Here is a 16,348-nt window from a genome sequence, read left to right as displayed (position 1 = left end):
TTCTCCTCAAGCTCGATCCGACGGGTTGCCGGGCATCAGGTCATAGGGGGGCTTCCAACCGGGCTGTTCGGACAAGCGGGTCAGCCAGGCGTCGATATGGGGCCAGTCGGCACGGTCAAAACCGAATGGTTCAGGGTAATACAGATAGCCGCAGCAGCTAAGGTCGGCGTTGGTTACGCCGTCGCCGACGATCCAGTCGCGGCCTTCCAGATGCGCGTTCAGGATCTCATAAGCTGCTTTCAAACGTCCTTTGTTGAATGCAATGACGTCAGGGTTGCGGTGCTGCTCGGGTAGGAAATTGATCAGGAACCGCGTCAAACCAGCCACGGAGCTGAGTTTGTGATTGTCCCACAAGACCCAACGCAGAACATCGTAGTTTTCTTCCCGGTCCTTGCCACCGAACTTGCCGGATTTCTCTGTGACATAGGCTTGAATCGCACCGGATTGGCTGGTGCGAAAATCTCCATCGACCAGAACAGGCGCTTCACCCAACTCGTTTACGTCAGCACGATATTCCGGCGTGCGGGTTACGCCTTTGAAGAAATCGACAAAGACCGGTTCCCACTCCAAAACGGACATTTCCAATGCCAAAGCAGCCTTGTAGCTGTTTCCACTTTCTCCGAAGCAATGAAGTTTGATGGTCATGTGCTCGCCCCTCCCAAGGCGCATGTGGCTAGGCTGGATTTGAGTATTTTTGAAAAGATGAAGGACTGTCGGTAACCTTAAATCAACCATCTTCGTTTTAAGTAGTTATGCGGTACAGGCTGGAGAGCCGATGGCCGCAAAAGGTGAAGTCGTTCCTGTCCTGATGGCGAGTGCGCCCGGTGGCAGGGACGCATCGCCGCTTCATCTTTTCACAAATACTCCCGCCGGAGGCGTCCGGCATTCAAGTTAGCGTCGCCGTTGAGTTTTCTTTGTAGCAGCTCATCTTTTCCGTGCCTCAAGTTCGGAATTGAAGATGCGCAGGCGGTGGGTCAGGTTCTCCTCATCAATCAAGCTGTTGAAATTCTCGAACAAGAAAGACAGCGCCTCGCCTTCGTCCAGACCAGCATCCCGCGCGAACGCTTTGAGTTTGCGATACCCTTCTTCAGTCATCGCAACCGGGAAACGGCGGGTCAGGCGAAAACGTTTTGGCATTTGGTCTCCTTCGGTAAACTGGGTCCGGGCGGGGTTGCCCGGACCCAGACTGAAATCAGAAGTTCGCCGCGTCCAGTGCCATTACCGTGTCCGCACCAGTCTGAATGCGCGCAAGATGCATCGCTGTCGCTGGTAGGCGACGCGCCATGTAGAAGCGACCGGTGTTGATCTTGGTCTCGTAGAACTGCTTGTCCGACGCATTATTGTCCAGAGCGTCCTGCGCGGCCTTGGCCATTTGCGCCCACATCAGGCCCAGGCAAACATGGCCGAACATGTGCATGAAGTCATAAGAACCGGACAGTGCGTTATTCGGGTTCTTCATGCCTTCCTGCATGAAATACATGCCTGCGGCCTGAAGATCCTTGGACGCAGCTTTCAGCGGTTCAATGAACGCTTTGTCGTATGCTTCGTTCTTGCCCGCGTTATCCTTGCAGAAGGTTTTGACCATCTCGAAGAACGCCATGACGTGCTTGCCGCCATCCTGCGCCAGCTTGCGACCCACAAGGTCAAGCGCCTGAACGCCATTTGCGCCTTCGTAGATCATCGCGATGCGGGCGTCGCGGGTATATTGCGACATGCCCCATTCTTCGATGTAGCCATGGCCGCCATAAACCTGCTGCGCCTGAACGGTCATGTCGTATCCTTCGTCGGTCAGGAAGCCTTTGATGACCGGAGTCAGCAGCGAGATGAGCCCGTCCGCATCCTTGTCTCCCGCGCGGTGCGCCTTGTCGATCATGGTCGCGCCCCATAGGATGAACGCGCGCGCGCCTTCGGTAAAGCTTTTCTGATCCATCAGGTTGCGACGGATATCTGGATGCACGATCAGAGGATCGGCCGGACCATCCGGGTTCTTAACGCCGGTCACATCGCGACCCTGCAAACGATCCTTGGCGTATTCCAGAGCATTCTGATAGGCCGCTTCGGCTTGCGACAGGCCCTGCATACCCACACCCAGACGCGCTTCGTTCATCATGGTGAACATGGCGCGCATGCCCTTGTGCTCTTCGCCCAGCAGCCAGCCGGTGGCTTCGTCATAGTTCATGACGCAGGTCGAGTTGCCGTGGATGCCCATTTTCTCTTCGATCTTTCCGACCGATACGCCGTTGCGTTCGCCCGGACTACCGTCTTCGTTCACAATGAACTTGGGCACAATGAACAGCGACACGCCTTTGATGCCCTCGGGGCCACCTGGGATCTTGGCCAGCACCAGATGGATAATGTTGTTTGCCATGTCGTGGTCGCCAGCCGAGATAAAGATCTTCTGGCCTGATATCTTATAGCTGCCATCACCCTGCGGTTCTGCCTTGGTGCGCATCAGGCCCAGATCGGTCCCACAATGCGGTTCGGTCAGGTTCATGGTGCCGGTCCATTCACAGCTGACCATGTTGGGCAGGTATTTGTTCTTCTGCTCGTCTGTTCCGTGCGCCAGAATGGCCGAGGCTGCGCCATGGGTCAGGCCCTGGTACATGGTGAAAGCCTGGTTGGAGCCCGAGAACATCTCACCTACGGCTGTGCCGATCACGTAGGGCATGTTCTGGCCACCATACTCTTCCGGCATGTCGAGGCCAGTCCAGCCACCTTCCTTCATCTGCTCGAAGGCGTCTTTGAACCCGGTAGGGGTGTACACAATACCGTTTTCCAACCGGCACCCTTCGGTGTCGCCAACAACGTTCAAAGGATGCAGGACGTTGGCGGCAACCTTGCCTGCTTCTTCCAGAACTGCGCCGGTGAATTCGGCTTCCAGTTCGTCATAGCCGGGGATGTCCGACTGTGAGACTTTCAGAACATCGTGCAGAATGAACTGCATGTCTTTGGTTGGCGCGTTGTAAACGGGCATGTGAAGCTCCCTTAATTCATATGTCCGGAAGGCAGGGCGAGGTTACTCGGCCGCCTTCTTTTCCTGTTTCATCGAGGCGATGACTTTCTCGCCCCAGCGCAACTGCTCTTTCAGATCGTCGATGGCCTGCGTCAGCTCTTCGCGGCGCGATTCCATGTCAGCCAGACGCTCGCACGCGATTTCATAAGTGCGATTCATCTGGGTGACCTGTTGATCGCCCACGTGGTAGAGATCCAGCAGCTGTCGAATTTCCTCGAGGCTGAACCCAAATCTTTTGCCGCGCAGGATCAGCTTCAGCCGCGCCCGGTCACGTTTGGTGAACAGACGTTTTTGGCCTTCGCGGATCGGGAACAGCAGTTCCTTTGCCTCATAGAACCGCAAGGTGCGTGGTGTGACATCATAGGTCTCGCACATCTCGCGGATGGTCATCACATCTTCGGTCATTCGTCATACTCTCGTCACTGGCGTCATGAGACATGAGTTGCGCAGTTGGTGGGTGCTTTACAACATGTGAGTGACGTTTACGTAATCCAGACGCTGCGTCACTTTTAAGTTGACGTAACATCCGTGCACGTAAGCGGTGTTCGACGTAATTTTGTTACCGCTACGTCAACTGATTTTCGGCATGAATAATCGGGAGCGCGGAAGGGGATGCGCACCGGTTTTGACAGGTTCTGCCACCTGCAATGTTTGATTTTGTAAAATCGGAAAAGGTTATTCCAGAGATTTGGCGGTTTGGTCGCGCAGGCGCTTGAGTTCGTTCATGGCCTCGTCCAATTGCTGGCGCTGCTGCTGAAGTTCACTCATCTGGCGGTCTGCCATTTCCACGAAGGTGGCCATTTGCGCCTCGTTGCCCTGATCTTCATAGATCAAAAGCCACTGGCGAATCTCTTCCAAGGGGAAGCCGAATTTACGACCGCGCATGATCAGCTTCATTCGCGCGCATTCCCGGGCCCCATAAAAGCGCGAACGCCCTTCGCGGTCCGGTTGCAAAAGCTCGATATATTCGTAATAGCGCAAGGTGCGCGGCGTCACGTCGAACTCGGCGCACATTTCTTTGAATGACAAACGGTTGTTGGACATTCCCGGTCTCCTCGTCAGCAACCTAGGCGGTCCCGATCCCAAGCGCAACAGGCAGGCTTGCTCTTTACTGGAGCACCGGCTCATAAAGGCAGTGCAGAGAACAGGACGCATACCCATGGTTGATAAAACAGTTTTAGCCCGCCAGTTTATCGAGGCGATCCCCCATGCGCGGGCATTGAACCTTACGCTCACGCAGATCGGCGAAGGTGAGGCTGAGATAACATTGCCCTACAACAAAGACCTGATCGGGGATCCGCGCACAGGGGTGATTCATGGCGGTGCGATTTCCACGATTCTGGACACCTGTTGTGGTGCTGCGGTGATGAGCCACCCGTCGGCGCCCGGAGGAACCGCAACAATCGATCTGCGGATAGATTATATGCGCGCGGCGACGCCAGGTCAGACGATTACTGCGCATGCCGTTTGCCATCATATCACGCGCAACGTTGCCTTCGTGCGGGCCACTGCAATGGACAACGACACGGACCTGCCTGTGGCGACTGCCTCGGGCTCTTTTACGGTTGAAGGGAAGTAACATGCCGCGACCTCGTCCCGAACCGATGCAGGTGGTCAAGCAGCGCCGCGATGCTGCCCTGCGTGCGCTTGTCGATGGCGTACCGTATATCCGTTTTCTGAACATCAGTTTTGACAGGCGCGGGGATGAACTGACCGGCGTGTTGAATTTTGATGACAAGCTGATCGGCAACCCGTTTCTGCCTGCAATTCATGGCGGTGTGACGGCTGCCTTTTTGGAAGTGACAGCCGTTATCACGCTGAGCTGGGAACACATGTTTCCAAGTATCGAGAGCGGAGAGATAGATGCAGACGCCATCGTGTCAGACGAAAGCATCCGGTTTCCGAAGACGATTGACTTTACCGTCGACTATCTGCGCTCGGGCTTGCCGCGAGACGCCTATGCGCGGGCATTTATCAGCCGGTCCGGGCGGCGTTACGCATCGGTGCGGGTTGAAGCCTGGCAGGACAATCATGCGAAACTGTTTGCGCAGGCTTCCGGACATTTCCTGATGCCGCAACCTCCCAGAGACAAGAGCTGACCATGCAGGACGCCTCGGCGCCCATCTCGCATGGACGGGTGCTGAAGATCGCGGTGCCGATTGTCCTGTCGAACGCCACCGTTCCGATTCTGGGGGCAGTTGATACCGGTGTTGTCGGCCAGTTGGGGCAGGCTGCGCCTATCGGGGCGGTCGGAATCGGCGCAGTGATCCTGTCAACGATCTACTGGATCTTCGGTTTCTTGCGGATGGGAACCACCGGGATGGCGGCGCAGGCACGCGGGGCAGGTGACGCTGTTGAAACCCGGGCATTGCTGATGCGCGGCCTGATGCTTGGCGGCGCGGCCGGGTTGTTCTTTGTCCTCACGCAAGTGGCTGTGTTCGCGGGTGCATTCGCCCTTTCTCCGGCAAGTCCCGAGGTCGAAACACTTGCCCGCGCCTATCTTGAGGTTCGAATTTGGGGGGCGCCTGCCACTATCGCGCTTTATGCGGTTACCGGATGGTTGATTGCCGTTGAACGCACGCGCGGGGTTTTTGTTCTTCAGGTCTGGATGAACGGATTGAACATCGTTTTGGACCTGTGGTTCGTGCTTGGTCTTGGCTGGGGTGTCGAAGGGGTTGCCATAGCCACTTTGATTGCGGAATGGACAGGTCTGGCGCTGGGCCTTTGGCTGTGTCGGGATGGGTTCGAAGACGGAATCTGGCGCGACTGGGCCCGCATACTTGACGCTGCCCGACTGCGCCGGATGTTGCAGGTCAACGGCGATATAATGATCCGGTCGGTTTTGCTAACCGGATCCTTCACGACCTTTCTTTTCGTCGGTTCCGATCTGGGTGATGTCAATCTGGCGGCCAATCAGGTTTTGCTTCAGTTTCTAGAAATCACAGCTTTTGCGCTGGACGGGTTTGCCTTTTCCGCCGAGGCGCTGGTCGGAAGCGCGGTGGGTGCCAGAGACAGGTGTCAGGTGCGCCGCGCGTCTGTCATGACCTCGCAATGGGGTGTTGGGGGTGCCCTGTTACTGGGTGTGGTTTTCTTTGTCGCCGGACCGGCGTTGATCGACCTCATGTCAACATCGCCGCAGGTGCGCGAGGCCGGGCGCGAGTTTCTTGTCTGGGCCGCGTTGGCACCCGTTATCGGCGTGGCAAGCTGGATGTTTGACGGCATCTACATAGGTGCTACATGGACCCGGGCCATGCGTAGCGCGATGTTCCAATCGGTCGCTATCTATTTGGTTGCGCTGTTCATTCTGGTGCCAAGTTTCGGAAATCACGGCCTGTGGGCCGCGTTGATGGTGCTTAATATCGCGCGAGGCGTGACTTTGGGGTGGCGCTATCCCAAGCTCGAGGCGCAGGTGGCCTAGAGCAGCGTAAGAAGGTTTTCCGGTGGACGCCCGATGGCGGCCTTATCGCCCGCAATGGCAAGCGGACGCTCAATCAGGATCGGGTTTTCAGCCATGGCCCGGATCAGGGCGTCGTCTGGCGAGGTCTTTGTCAGCCCCAGTTCCTTGAACCGGGATTCTCCGGTGCGCATCATCTCGACGGGCGAAAGCCCCAAGGCGGATTGTGCCGCTCGCAGCTCATCAATTGATGGTGCATCCTCAAGATATTTGCGCACCGTGACCCGTGCACCATTTTCTTCCAGCAATGCAAGACCGGCGCGGGATTTTGAACAGCGCGGGTTGTGCCAATATTCGATCATAGCCAGTCCTCTCGTTTGCTGCCGACGGCCTGAGCCACATTGTCAAAGCCGTCGCAGGCCAGCAGTTTATCCAGCCCGTTCGCAATGTCCGCCGCCAGAGAAATGCCGCCATACACCATCGCCGTATAGAACTGCACAGCTGATGCCCCGGCGCAAATCTTGGCATAGGCCTGTTCCGCACAGCTGATGCCACCGACGCCGATCAGGGGAATGTCACCCTCGGTCAACTGGCTGAGCCGCGCCAGAACACGTGTTGATTTCTCGAACAGCGGTGCACCGGACAGCCCACCGGTTTCACCTTTGTGCGAGCTGCGCAACCCGTCACGTGACAGGGTGGTGTTGGTGGCAATCACGGCATCCACACGGGTCTCGCGCGCAACCTCGGCAATGTCCTGCAATTCGGCATCGGTCAGGTCCGGCGCGATTTTCAGGAAGACAGGCAGCGGGCGAGGCAGCGCATCACGGGTTTCAATCACACCGCTCAAAAGCGCGCTCAGCGCTGCTTTGCCCTGCAAATCCCGCAGCTTTTCCGTATTCGGGGATGACACGTTGACGGTGGCAAAATCCAGATGCGGGGCACAATGCGCCAGCACCTTGACGAAATCACCTGCGCGATCCTCGCTGTCCTTGTTGGCACCCAGATTCAGGCCGATCACCGCATTTTGGGGGCGATCAGCAAGCCGTTTTGCCATCACCTCCATGCCTTCGTTGTTGAAGCCAAAACGGTTGATCGCCGCTTTGTCTTCGGTCAGGCGAAACAGGCGGGGTTTAGGGTTTCCCGGTTGCGGGCGTGGTGTGACAGCACCGACTTCGATGAAACCGAATCCTACGCGCGACAGCGGCGTCAGAACCTCGCCGTTCTTGTCGAAACCCGCGGCCAAACCTACCGGATTAGGCAGGTCCAACCCGGCTAGGCTGGTTTTCAGACGCGGTGTTGTCACCGGCCCCGGCGCAGGCGCAAGCCCCGCCTTCAAAGCCCTGATCGACATCCCGTGGGCGGTTTCGGGGTCCATGCAGTGCAGGGCCGCAAGCCCGAACTTCTCGGTCAGTTTCATCCGAACGCTTTCCCGCTTTTGCTTGATCCGCACCGGATCAGGCGCGAGGTTTCTACCGCAGCCTGCCGATGGACCACCGCTGCCCGGTACACCGGGTCAGTCACCATTTCCAGAAACGCATATGCAGTCGGATAGCGTGCGATAAAGACGGCATCCCATACCTCATCAGCCGGTCCGATCAGTGTCGTTTCAAATGCACCCCGCCACAGGATGCTTGCCCCGATACGGTCAATGATTGGGGCGGTTTCAACCCCGTATTTCTGATAAGCCTGCGCCCCGGTCAGCCCTGCGCCAGCCAATTCATGTGATTTGGGATACTGCGCCTCGGCGCGGAATTTCACCAGATTGAGCATTTCGATCGGCTGGTCGCGCTCCAGAGCCTTGAATGCCTCGAACTGGGCGCGATCCGGATCGACATAGGATGTCATGCCATGTCCTCGGGAAACTGATGTGCCGTGCCGACAAAAGGCAGGGGGCGCGCCCAGACGACATCGCTTAACCTGATCTGACGATACAGATGCGGAAACAGGGCGTCTCCTCGCGACACTTCCCATTTCAGGTCATCGCCCATGGCATCAGCATCGCAGGCCAACAGCGTAAGCCCTTCAACGCCCGCAAAATGCTTGGCGGCGGTTTCAGCAGCTTGTTCAGCGGTGGAAAAGTGAACAAACCCGTCTGACACGTCAATGGGTGCTCCGTCTGTGACGCCCAGACTTTGCAGTTCAGCCCATTCGACGGCTCGGAAAATCTTGTAGATCAGCATGATGACCTGATGCCCCGCACGGCGCTTGGAATCAAGCTGGATTTCTCCTTTGACTCTCGGTCGACATAAGCGCACGATCCCCGGCAATAATAACAGGGAGTTCCAAGATGTTGACCCGATTTTTAACTTCGGTCGCGGTGCTGGGCCTGACGGCGGGTGCCGCAGCAGCCGACTACAAGCTGACGATTCTGCACACCAACGATTTCCATTCGCGCTTTGAGCCGATCAACAAATACGACAGCGGATGCGGTGAGGAAGACAATGCAGAAGGTAAGTGCTTTGGCGGATCGGCGCGCCTTGTAACGGCAGTTGCCGATGCGCGCGCACGGGCAGAAAATTCGATCTTGGTGGATGGAGGTGACCAGTTCCAGGGGTCCCTTTTCTACACCTATTACAAGGGCAAGGTCGCGGCGGAGTTCATGAACAAGCTGGGCTATAACGCCATGACCGTTGGCAACCACGAGTTTGATGACGGCCCTGAAGTGTTGCGGGGGTTCATCGACTCGGTCGACTTCCCGGTTCTGATGTCCAACGCTGATATTCGCGACGAAGAGCTTTTGACGGACAGGATCAAGAAATCGACTGTTATCGAAGTGGGCGGCGAAAAGATCGGCCTGATCGGCCTGACCCCAATCGACACGGATGAGCTTGCCTCGCCCGGCCCCAACGTCACGTTTTCGGACCCGGTGCCAGCCGTGCAGGCCGAAGTCGATAAACTGACAGGTGAAGGCGTCAACAAGATCATCGTTCTCAGCCACTCCGGCTATGGTGTCGATCAGCGTGTCGCGCAAGAGACGACCGGTGTTGATGTGATCGTAGGTGGGCATTCGAATACGTATCTTTCGAATGTGTCGGATAAGGCGGCAGGTCCGTACCCAACGGTGGTAAACGGCGTACAGATTGTTCAGGCCTATGCCTATGGCAAGTTTCTGGGCGAGTTGAACGTCACCTTCGATGACGACGGCAAAGTGATCGAGGCAGTTGGCGAGCCATTGATCATGGACAACGCAGTGACCGAGGATCAGGCGGCGCTGGACCGTATTGCGGAACTGGCGGTGCCGTTGGATGAAATCCGCAATAAGGTCGTTGCGAGCGCTGCGGAAGCCATTGAAGGGGATCGCTCAATTTGTCGCGTGCAGGAATGTCAGATGGGCAACCTGGTTGCGGATGCGATGCTGGCGCGCGTGGCGGATCAGGGCGTTCAGATCGCGATTGCCAATTCGGGTGGATTGCGGGCGTCCATTGATCCCGGTGATGTGACCATGGGCGAGGTTCTGACTGTGTTGCCATTCCAGAATACACTGTCGACCTTTCAAATCAGCGGACAGGGTGTCATTGACGCACTTGAGAATGGTGTAAGTCAGGTAGAAGAAGTAAAAGGTCGCTTCCCGCAGGTCGCCGGCCTAAGCTTTACTTGGGATCCAAGCGTTGCGCCGAACGAGGGACGCGTCAGCGAGGTAATGGTTGCCGAGGGTGACGGTTTTGTTCCGATCGACCCGAACAAGACCTACCTGGTCGTCACCAATAACTACGTCCGCAACGGGGGTGACGGGTACAAGATGTTCGAAGGCGACGACAAGAACGCCTATGACTTCGGACCGGACCTTGCGGATGTCACCGCGGAATACCTGGCGGAAAATGCGCCCTATCAGCCCTATGTCGACGGGCGTATCAAACAGAAGTAACAGTGATTTTAGAAAAGACAAAAGCCGCATCCTCGTGATGCGGCTTTTTTGTTTGTTAGGGAACCGATCAGCTGAAATCGTATTCCGGCCAGAGCTCGGGGTCGATCCCGTCGAGCATCGGCTTGATATGCTCGGCAACCTCACGCCAGCCTCCGATAGACTTGGTCGAGATCTTTCTGCGCACCTGATCGATGCTGGCCGTGCGCACCTGTTTCGTGTTCTTTTCAGGGTGCATCATCGTTTCGGTCCACTCCAGACCGCAGAACGCGGCGACCTGCTGGCTGTAGGTTTTCGGGTCTGCCACCAGTTCTTCGTAAGGGACCGTCAGAATACGATCGCCGAACACGGCATCCCAATGCGCCATATAGCGACGATACAAATTTGCAGAATGGGCAATGGCTTGCAAATGCGAGGCATAACGCATTCCGCCCGCAGGAAAGCGTCTGATCCATTTGGACAATCCCACATCCCGCGGGTCGCGCAGCATGTTGATGACCTTTGCCTTTGGAAATGCGGACAACAGAAACCCGACGCGCTGATAATTGTGCGGCATCTTGTCTACAAAAGCGACAGAGTCGCCAGGAATGGGCGGCATCAATTCGAGGAATTCCCGCGCGAGTTTGGACGCTTCGGATGGGTCATACTTCTGGCCCTTTTTTTCATACTCACGCGACAAATCGGCACCCAGGGTCAGTTCGCCGCAACCGGCTATTCCGGGTGCAGAACTCAGCATCATTTCCATCAATGTCGTGCCAGAGCGCGGTTGACCCAGTACGAAGATCGGCATCGGCCCCTCGTCAAAGCCGGACTCCGGTGTTCCGGCATCGATTGGGAACAAGCTGGTGATCCGAAACAGTTTTTCCTCTTCAACGGACGGGACATAAGGATTGCCTTGGTGCTGAATATCGTTGGCCCGTGCAAAATGCGGCATGGCGGCATTCAACCCGTCTAACTTCGAAATCAAATGTGCCTTGGCGAACTGAAGCTCCAAAATATTATCTCCCTTGTCGGAGATCGTTTTATTAACGGCATCCAGTAGTTCCGGAGCGTCCTCCGTAGAAACCATTGTCGACATTTGCAGCAACGCTGACACGTGCCCGGGTTCATTTTGAAGAATGCGCTTCAGAATTGCCTTGGACTCATTCTTGTCACCGCTTTGGTGCAGATTGGCGGATTTATGAAAGGCAATCTTTGTGTTCTCGGGGGCCAACTCGTAGGCGCGCGCAATATCGCGAGAGTTTTCATCGTCAAAGCCAACCTTGGCGTAAGCCCTTGCACGTTTTTCAAGAAGCTCCACATTGTCGGGATCACTTTTCAGCTTTTTGCTCGCATGCTCAATTATCATGCGCCAGTTGTTGCCCTTGAGGTGAATCTCATCCAGCACGCGGTTCAATTCCTGGTTGTTGGGGAATTGTTCCAGCTTTTGCTCAGTATATTCTAGGGCCTTGGGAATCTGCCCAGTCTGCATCAAAGCATTTGCCAGGTTTTCGACAAACTGCGAATCGTCAGGTTTCATTCGCGAGGCTTCAACAAAATGCGGAATGGATTTCTTGTATTGCTTCATCTCGGTCAACACAAAGCCGGCAATGGCGTGATAATCCGAGTCTTTTGGAAACTTTTTGACACCCAGTTGCGCCTTCTTCAAGGCCTGCGGAAGCTTGCCCGCGTCTAGAAGGGCCAGTGCTTTGCTCTTGAGGGATTGTGTTGTCTGGTTTTCCATGTGACCCCGTGAGATCCTGTGCCTGTGTCAAGATAGTATCGGTGGTTCATTACCTATGTGCGGACGGTTTGCAATAACTCTTCCCAACGACGCGATGGCGCAGCTGTTTTCGGCGCGCCCGGCAAATGCGCTACCTGTGGTGCCGAATTTCAATGTTTGTCCGACAAATCAGGTACATGTCGTGCGGAGTGGCGAAACAGGCCGTCATCTGAGTGCGCTGCGCTGGGGATTTCTGCCACATTGGTACAAGACCGAAACGGCGGGGCCGTTGCTGATCAACGCCCGGGCCGAGACCCTGGCGGACAAGCCCGCCTTTCGTGAAGCCTGCCGGGCGCGCCGCTGCCTGATCATAGCGACTGGGTTCTATGAATGGACAAAAACGAAACAGGGAACGCGCCTGCCTTGGTATATCCACCGTCGGGACAAAGCTCCGATTGCTTTTGCCGGGGTCTGGCAGGACTGGGGTCCTGAAGGCGAACGGCAGGGCACTTGTGCAATCGTGACGACGGCTGCCAACAAAAGGCTTGAGGTCATTCATCAGCGAATGCCCTTGATAGTAGAACCCAAAGACTGGCCACTGTGGTTGGGTGAAGCCGGAAAAGGGGCCGCACGACTGATGCAGCCAGGGCACGAGGATGTGCTGACCTTCCACCGGGTTAGTCCTTTGGTGAACTCGAACCGGGCCAGCGGGCCTGAGCTGATCGAACCTTATGACGCGTGACCTTTTCATTGGAAACGCGGCAAGCTAGACCTTCGGCATGGCTCTGAAATTTCCTGACCTGACGCAACTTTATGCGCACGGCTATGATACCGTGATTGACGTTCGCAGCCCTGCCGAGTTTGCCGAAGATCATCTGCCGGGTGCAATAAACCTGCCGGTGCTGAACAATGAGGAACGCTCCCGGGTCGGAACCATCTATGTGCAGGAAAGCCCCTTTCTGGCGCGCAAGCTGGGCGCTGCTTTGGTATTCCGCAATGCAGCCAATCACATCGAACATCACCTCAGCCATCATGACGGAGCGTGGCGCCCCTTGGTCTATTGCTGGCGCGGTGGACAGCGTTCCGGATCTTTCACATGGATGTTGCAGCAAATTGGGTGGCGCGCCGAAGTGGTCGAAGGCGGCTATCGCACCTATCGTCGATTGGTGAACGCTTATTTGTACGATGATCCCTTGCCACATCGGCTGATCGCGCTGGATGGCTACACGGGCACCGCAAAGACCGATCTTTTGGCTGTGTTGCAGGCACGAGGCGTACAGGTTCTGGATCTTGAAGCGCTGGCCAACCATCGCGGGTCCTTGCTGGGCGAAAGGCCGGGAGGGCAGCCCAGTCAGAAGGGGTTTGAATCTGCTCTGTCCGCTGCGTTGTGTGCAATGGATCCGGCGCGTCCAGTCGTGGTCGAAGCGGAATCATCCAAAATTGGCAGCTTGATCCTGCCACCCAGCCTTTGGAACGCGTTGTGTAATGCTCCGCGTGTGAACATCACGGCTTCGATTGAAGCACGTTCGGCCTATCTGGTGCGGGCTTATAACGACATCCTGTCTGACAGTGACCGATTGCGGGACCGGTTGTCACCGCTGCGGTTCCATCGCGGGCATGAGGTCGTGGACGGATGGCTGCGATTCATTGATGCGGGTCAAAAACAGGCGCTGACACGGGCCTTGATGGAACAGCATTATGATCCCGCATACACCAAATCCCGGCAATCCCGCCCGGTGCAAGTGTTGGCCAGTCTTGATGTGGAAACTTTGGACAACACGGGGCTGAGCAACGCGGCCGCGCAAATTGAAAGCCTTCTGGATCAGCTTTGAAGGCGCAAACCCGGTGTGTCGGTCAGCTGGCCAATGATCATTGCCGGATATCCCGCGTCCAGAAGATCTTGCAGAAGGGTTTCGGCATCCTTCGCATTCACGGCGGCCAATAAACCTCCGGCTGATTGCGGATCAAAAAGCAGCGCCGCCTTGCCCCCGGACGGAAGATTGGGCGCAATCGTGCTGTTGTCGGTAAAAATCGTTGACCGGACCCCCTGATCTGTCAGCGCAAGCGCACCGTCCATCACATTTACCGCGTCCAGATCAAGCGTGGCGCCGCAATGCGATGCGTCGCAGATGCCTTGCAGATGCCCGGCCAGACCAAACCCGGTCACGTCGGTCATCGCATGGGCGTTGGCCAAAATGCGGGCTGCATTGCCTTGGGGCTGTGTCATATGTTTGTAGGCTGCCGCGACCCAGGCCCCCTCGGCAAGACCGGCCATTTCCGCCGCCATCAGAACACCGCTTCCCAAGGGTTTGGTCAGGATCAGACGGTCCCCCGGCTGACCACCCGCTAATGTAATCGGGGTAGCTTCGCACAGGCCGGTCAACGTGAAACCGACCGTCATCTCGTCGCCCATTGAGCTGTGCCCGCCGACGATTTCCGCGCCCGCATCGCGCATGACGTCACTCGCGACGGACATGATTTCGGACATTGTGCGGCTTTGCAGGGCGGCAGACATGCGTGGCAGGATGATCGTTGCCGTGGCCGCCTGAGGTGCGGCCCCCATGGCCCAGATATCCCCCAGGGCGTGAACGGCGGCGATACGCGTCATAAGTGCGGGATCGTTGGTGAAAGCCCTCAGATGGTCGGATGTCATGACTTGCTGCGTCCCGCCCGTTTGCAAAAGCGCGGCATCGTCGCCGGGCAGGGGGGTGACGTCGGTACGAGTAGGGGCGGGGAGGGATTTCAGGGCGATCTGCAATGCGTCGCGCCCGACCTTTGCTCCGCATCCGCCGCACATGGGCTTTTCACCCAAAACCCCATCAAGACCGGCGGCCCGGTCGCGCGGCAGAGCGGGTGGTGTCATTTGCGGCAGGTCGCGAAACTTGTTCATAAAGGTCTGGTCGATATGGTTCTTCCATGTCCACATCAACGGGCCGCTGAACGATGTTCCCAAACGCTCGGCCAGTGCTGACTTGCCACCCAGTGAGATCAGTTTGAGATAGTCTTTTTGCGGTGTGTATCTTTGCATCCGCCCCGCGCCGAGCACTGCGCGCAGATTTTCGAACAATATTGGCGCTTCGCGCACCGCATAAACACCAGCCTTCGGTCTGGGGTTGTCCGAAAGATGGGCGCAATCCCCGGCGGCAAACACAGCCGGATCACTGGATTGCAGGTAGCTGTTCACGCGGATGTATCCGTCCTGAAGGTCAAGCCCTGTGTTTGCGATCCAGTCATAGGCGCGGGCTCCGGCGGCACCGGTCACGAAACTAGCCGGAATTGTGCGCCCGTCCTGTAGTTCCACGTGATCCTGCCCGATCCGAGTGATCACCGCGTTTTCGATCACTTCCACACCAAGGTCGTGCATTGCAATCCGGATTGTTGCTGCCGCCTTGGGTTTGGTTGCAGTCAGGGCCGAGGCACTATCGATCAGGGTAATCTGTACCGCCCGCCCCCTGGCCTTCAACGCATGTGCCATCGCCATGACCAGTTCGACGCCCGCGACGCCGCCACCGATCACAGCGACCGAGGCCGGGCCTTGTCCATTTAGATACTCGGCCCATTTCGCAGCAAAAGGTCCCAGCGGCTTGGCTGGCACTGCATGTTCCGCAAAGCCCGGCAGGGCGGGCATGTCGGACGTGATCCCTACATTGACCGAAGCCACGTCGAAGCCTACCGGAGGATGCCCAGGGACGTGCACTTCGTGTGTTTCGGTATCGATGCCATTGACCGTGCCCAAGATCACCCGCGCGCCTGCGAAACGGGCCAGTCTGACAAGATCGATATCCAGCTCCCACCGGTCGTAATGTCCGGCGACATATCCGGGCAACATCCCGGAATAGGGGGCGGTGGGGCCGGGGTTGATCACGGTTACCCGGGCGCCGGGCAAAGGGCTCATTCCCCATTTGCGCAGCAGCAGGGCATGGGTGTGGCCGCCGCCAATTAAAACCAGATCACGGGTCAGGGGCAGCGGAGATGTGTGCATTTGTGTTAATTCGCGCTGTGGTCCGGAACATCCTCGACCTGCTCGACCGCATGGGTGGCCCAAAGCTCATCCTCGCCAGCATCGGGCAGGTCACTGGGCAGTTCATGACGGTGAATGTGCCATTTTGCAATGAACAGGGCCGTGATCGGAGCCGTCAGGAATAAAAACAGCGTGATCAGAAGCTCGTGCAGCGACAGTTTGCCTTCCAGCAGAACGGAATGGGTGATCGAAGCCAGCAACACCCCGCCCACACCCAAAGTAGTCGCCTTGGTCGGCGCATGAAGGCGGGACATAGGGTCATTCAGCTTGATCATGCCGAAGGACCCGACAAACCCGAAAACACCCGAGATTATAAGGAAAACGGCGATCAGCAGCTCTGCAATGAATGTCATATC

The 16,348-nt window shown here is 57.0% G+C and carries 18 protein-coding genes; 6 read left to right on the top strand and 12 right to left on the bottom strand.

Annotated features, from left to right (window positions below):
- Positions 1-6: 6 nt before the first annotated feature.
- The 5 genes from I9182_RS05460 to I9182_RS05440 all read right to left on the bottom strand — a co-directional run bounded on the left by I9182_RS05460 (position 7) and on the right by I9182_RS05440 (position 4,057).
- Complete coding sequence (locus I9182_RS05460) at positions 7-645, bottom strand: glutathione S-transferase family protein (protein ID WP_209597066.1); 639 nt, start codon at positions 643-645, stop codon at positions 7-9.
- 279 nt (positions 646-924) lie between these two features.
- Entirely contained in the window at positions 925-1,137 is a 213-nt protein-coding gene (locus I9182_RS05455; RefSeq protein WP_209597064.1) for a hypothetical protein, read from the bottom strand.
- Between the two features lie 55 nt (positions 1,138-1,192).
- Complete coding sequence (locus I9182_RS05450) at positions 1,193-2,974, bottom strand: acyl-CoA dehydrogenase C-terminal domain-containing protein (RefSeq protein ID WP_209597062.1); 1,782 nt, start codon at positions 2,972-2,974, stop codon at positions 1,193-1,195.
- 42 nt (positions 2,975-3,016) lie between these two features.
- Complete coding sequence (locus tag I9182_RS05445) at positions 3,017-3,418, bottom strand: MerR family DNA-binding transcriptional regulator (protein ID WP_209503256.1); 402 nt, start codon at positions 3,416-3,418, stop codon at positions 3,017-3,019.
- A 270-nt stretch (positions 3,419-3,688) separates the two neighbouring features.
- The gene (locus I9182_RS05440) at positions 3,689-4,057 is read right to left on the bottom strand and encodes a MerR family DNA-binding transcriptional regulator (RefSeq protein ID WP_209503258.1); all 369 of its coding nucleotides are present in this window, start codon (positions 4,055-4,057) and stop codon (positions 3,689-3,691) included.
- 115 nt (positions 4,058-4,172) lie between these two features.
- On the opposite strand from I9182_RS05440, the gene I9182_RS05435 reads away from it, so the two are divergent.
- From I9182_RS05435 to I9182_RS05425, 3 genes are read left to right on the top strand one after another with little or no spacing between them, the layout of a single operon-like run.
- The gene (locus I9182_RS05435; RefSeq protein ID WP_209503260.1) at positions 4,173-4,592 is read left to right on the top strand and encodes a PaaI family thioesterase; all 420 of its coding nucleotides are present in this window, start codon (positions 4,173-4,175) and stop codon (positions 4,590-4,592) included.
- Position 4,593: 1 nt separating this feature from the next.
- Complete coding sequence (locus I9182_RS05430) at positions 4,594-5,112, top strand: PaaI family thioesterase (protein ID WP_209503262.1); 519 nt, start codon at positions 4,594-4,596, stop codon at positions 5,110-5,112.
- A 2-nt stretch (positions 5,113-5,114) separates the two neighbouring features.
- Entirely contained in the window at positions 5,115-6,431 is a 1,317-nt protein-coding gene (locus tag I9182_RS05425; protein WP_209597060.1) for an MATE family efflux transporter, read from the top strand.
- Here I9182_RS05425 and arsC read toward each other — a convergent pair.
- The 4 genes from arsC to I9182_RS05405 are packed head-to-tail and all read right to left on the bottom strand — an operon-like array spanning position 6,428 to position 8,587.
- The gene (gene arsC, locus I9182_RS05420) at positions 6,428-6,769 is read right to left on the bottom strand and encodes an arsenate reductase (glutaredoxin) (protein ID WP_209503266.1); all 342 of its coding nucleotides are present in this window, start codon (positions 6,767-6,769) and stop codon (positions 6,428-6,430) included. The two genes, I9182_RS05425 and arsC, sit on opposite strands and share 4 nt — an antisense overlap.
- Positions 6,766-7,824, bottom strand: a complete 1,059-nt coding sequence (locus I9182_RS05415; protein WP_209597058.1) for a quinone-dependent dihydroorotate dehydrogenase — start codon at positions 7,822-7,824, stop codon at positions 6,766-6,768. The genes arsC and I9182_RS05415 overlap by 4 nt, the downstream gene beginning before the upstream one ends.
- Positions 7,821-8,252, bottom strand: a complete 432-nt coding sequence (locus I9182_RS05410) for a DUF1330 domain-containing protein (RefSeq protein WP_209503270.1) — start codon at positions 8,250-8,252, stop codon at positions 7,821-7,823. Before I9182_RS05410 ends, I9182_RS05415 begins: the two co-directional genes overlap by 4 nt.
- Positions 8,249-8,587: a DUF952 domain-containing protein gene (locus I9182_RS05405; protein ID WP_209597057.1), complete on the bottom strand. Its 339-nt coding sequence runs from the start codon at positions 8,585-8,587 to the stop codon at positions 8,249-8,251. Before I9182_RS05405 ends, I9182_RS05410 begins: the two co-directional genes overlap by 4 nt.
- Before the next feature lie 107 nt (positions 8,588-8,694).
- On the opposite strand from I9182_RS05405, the gene I9182_RS05400 reads away from it, so the two are divergent.
- Positions 8,695-10,272 carry a bifunctional metallophosphatase/5'-nucleotidase gene (locus tag I9182_RS05400; protein ID WP_209597054.1) on the top strand — a complete coding sequence of 526 codons (1,578 nt, stop codon included), beginning with the start codon at positions 8,695-8,697 and terminating at the stop codon, positions 10,270-10,272.
- Between the two features lie 67 nt (positions 10,273-10,339).
- Here the strand turns inward: I9182_RS05400 and I9182_RS05395 are convergent, their stop codons facing one another.
- Entirely contained in the window at positions 10,340-11,992 is a 1,653-nt protein-coding gene (locus I9182_RS05395; protein WP_209597053.1) for a sulfotransferase, read from the bottom strand.
- 55 nt (positions 11,993-12,047) lie between these two features.
- Here I9182_RS05395 and I9182_RS05390 point away from each other — a divergent pair, with 55 nt between their 5' ends.
- Positions 12,048-12,713 (top strand): SOS response-associated peptidase, encoded by a 666-nt coding sequence (locus I9182_RS05390; RefSeq protein WP_209503278.1) that lies wholly within the window; start codon positions 12,048-12,050, stop codon positions 12,711-12,713.
- A gap of 37 nt (positions 12,714-12,750) precedes the next feature.
- Positions 12,751-13,803, top strand: a complete 1,053-nt coding sequence (gene mnmH, locus I9182_RS05385) for a tRNA 2-selenouridine(34) synthase MnmH (protein WP_209597051.1) — start codon at positions 12,751-12,753, stop codon at positions 13,801-13,803.
- Here the strand turns inward: mnmH and selD are convergent.
- Together selD and I9182_RS05375 are read right to left on the bottom strand one after the other, a co-directional pair.
- Entirely contained in the window at positions 13,794-15,953 is a 2,160-nt protein-coding gene (gene selD / locus I9182_RS05380) for a selenide, water dikinase SelD (RefSeq protein WP_209597049.1), read from the bottom strand. The genes mnmH and selD overlap by 10 nt on opposite strands.
- 5 nt (positions 15,954-15,958) lie before the next feature.
- The gene (locus I9182_RS05375; protein ID WP_209597047.1) at positions 15,959-16,345 is read right to left on the bottom strand and encodes a Na+/H+ antiporter subunit G; all 387 of its coding nucleotides are present in this window, start codon (positions 16,343-16,345) and stop codon (positions 15,959-15,961) included.
- Positions 16,346-16,348: the final 3 nt, after the last annotated feature.

This window comes from Ruegeria sp. HKCCSP351 (assembly GCF_017872535.1).
GTDB lineage: Bacteria > Pseudomonadota > Alphaproteobacteria > Rhodobacterales > Rhodobacteraceae > Ruegeria.
Note: the sequence above shows the minus strand (reverse complement) of the source record. Positions and strands in the feature narration are given on the sequence as shown.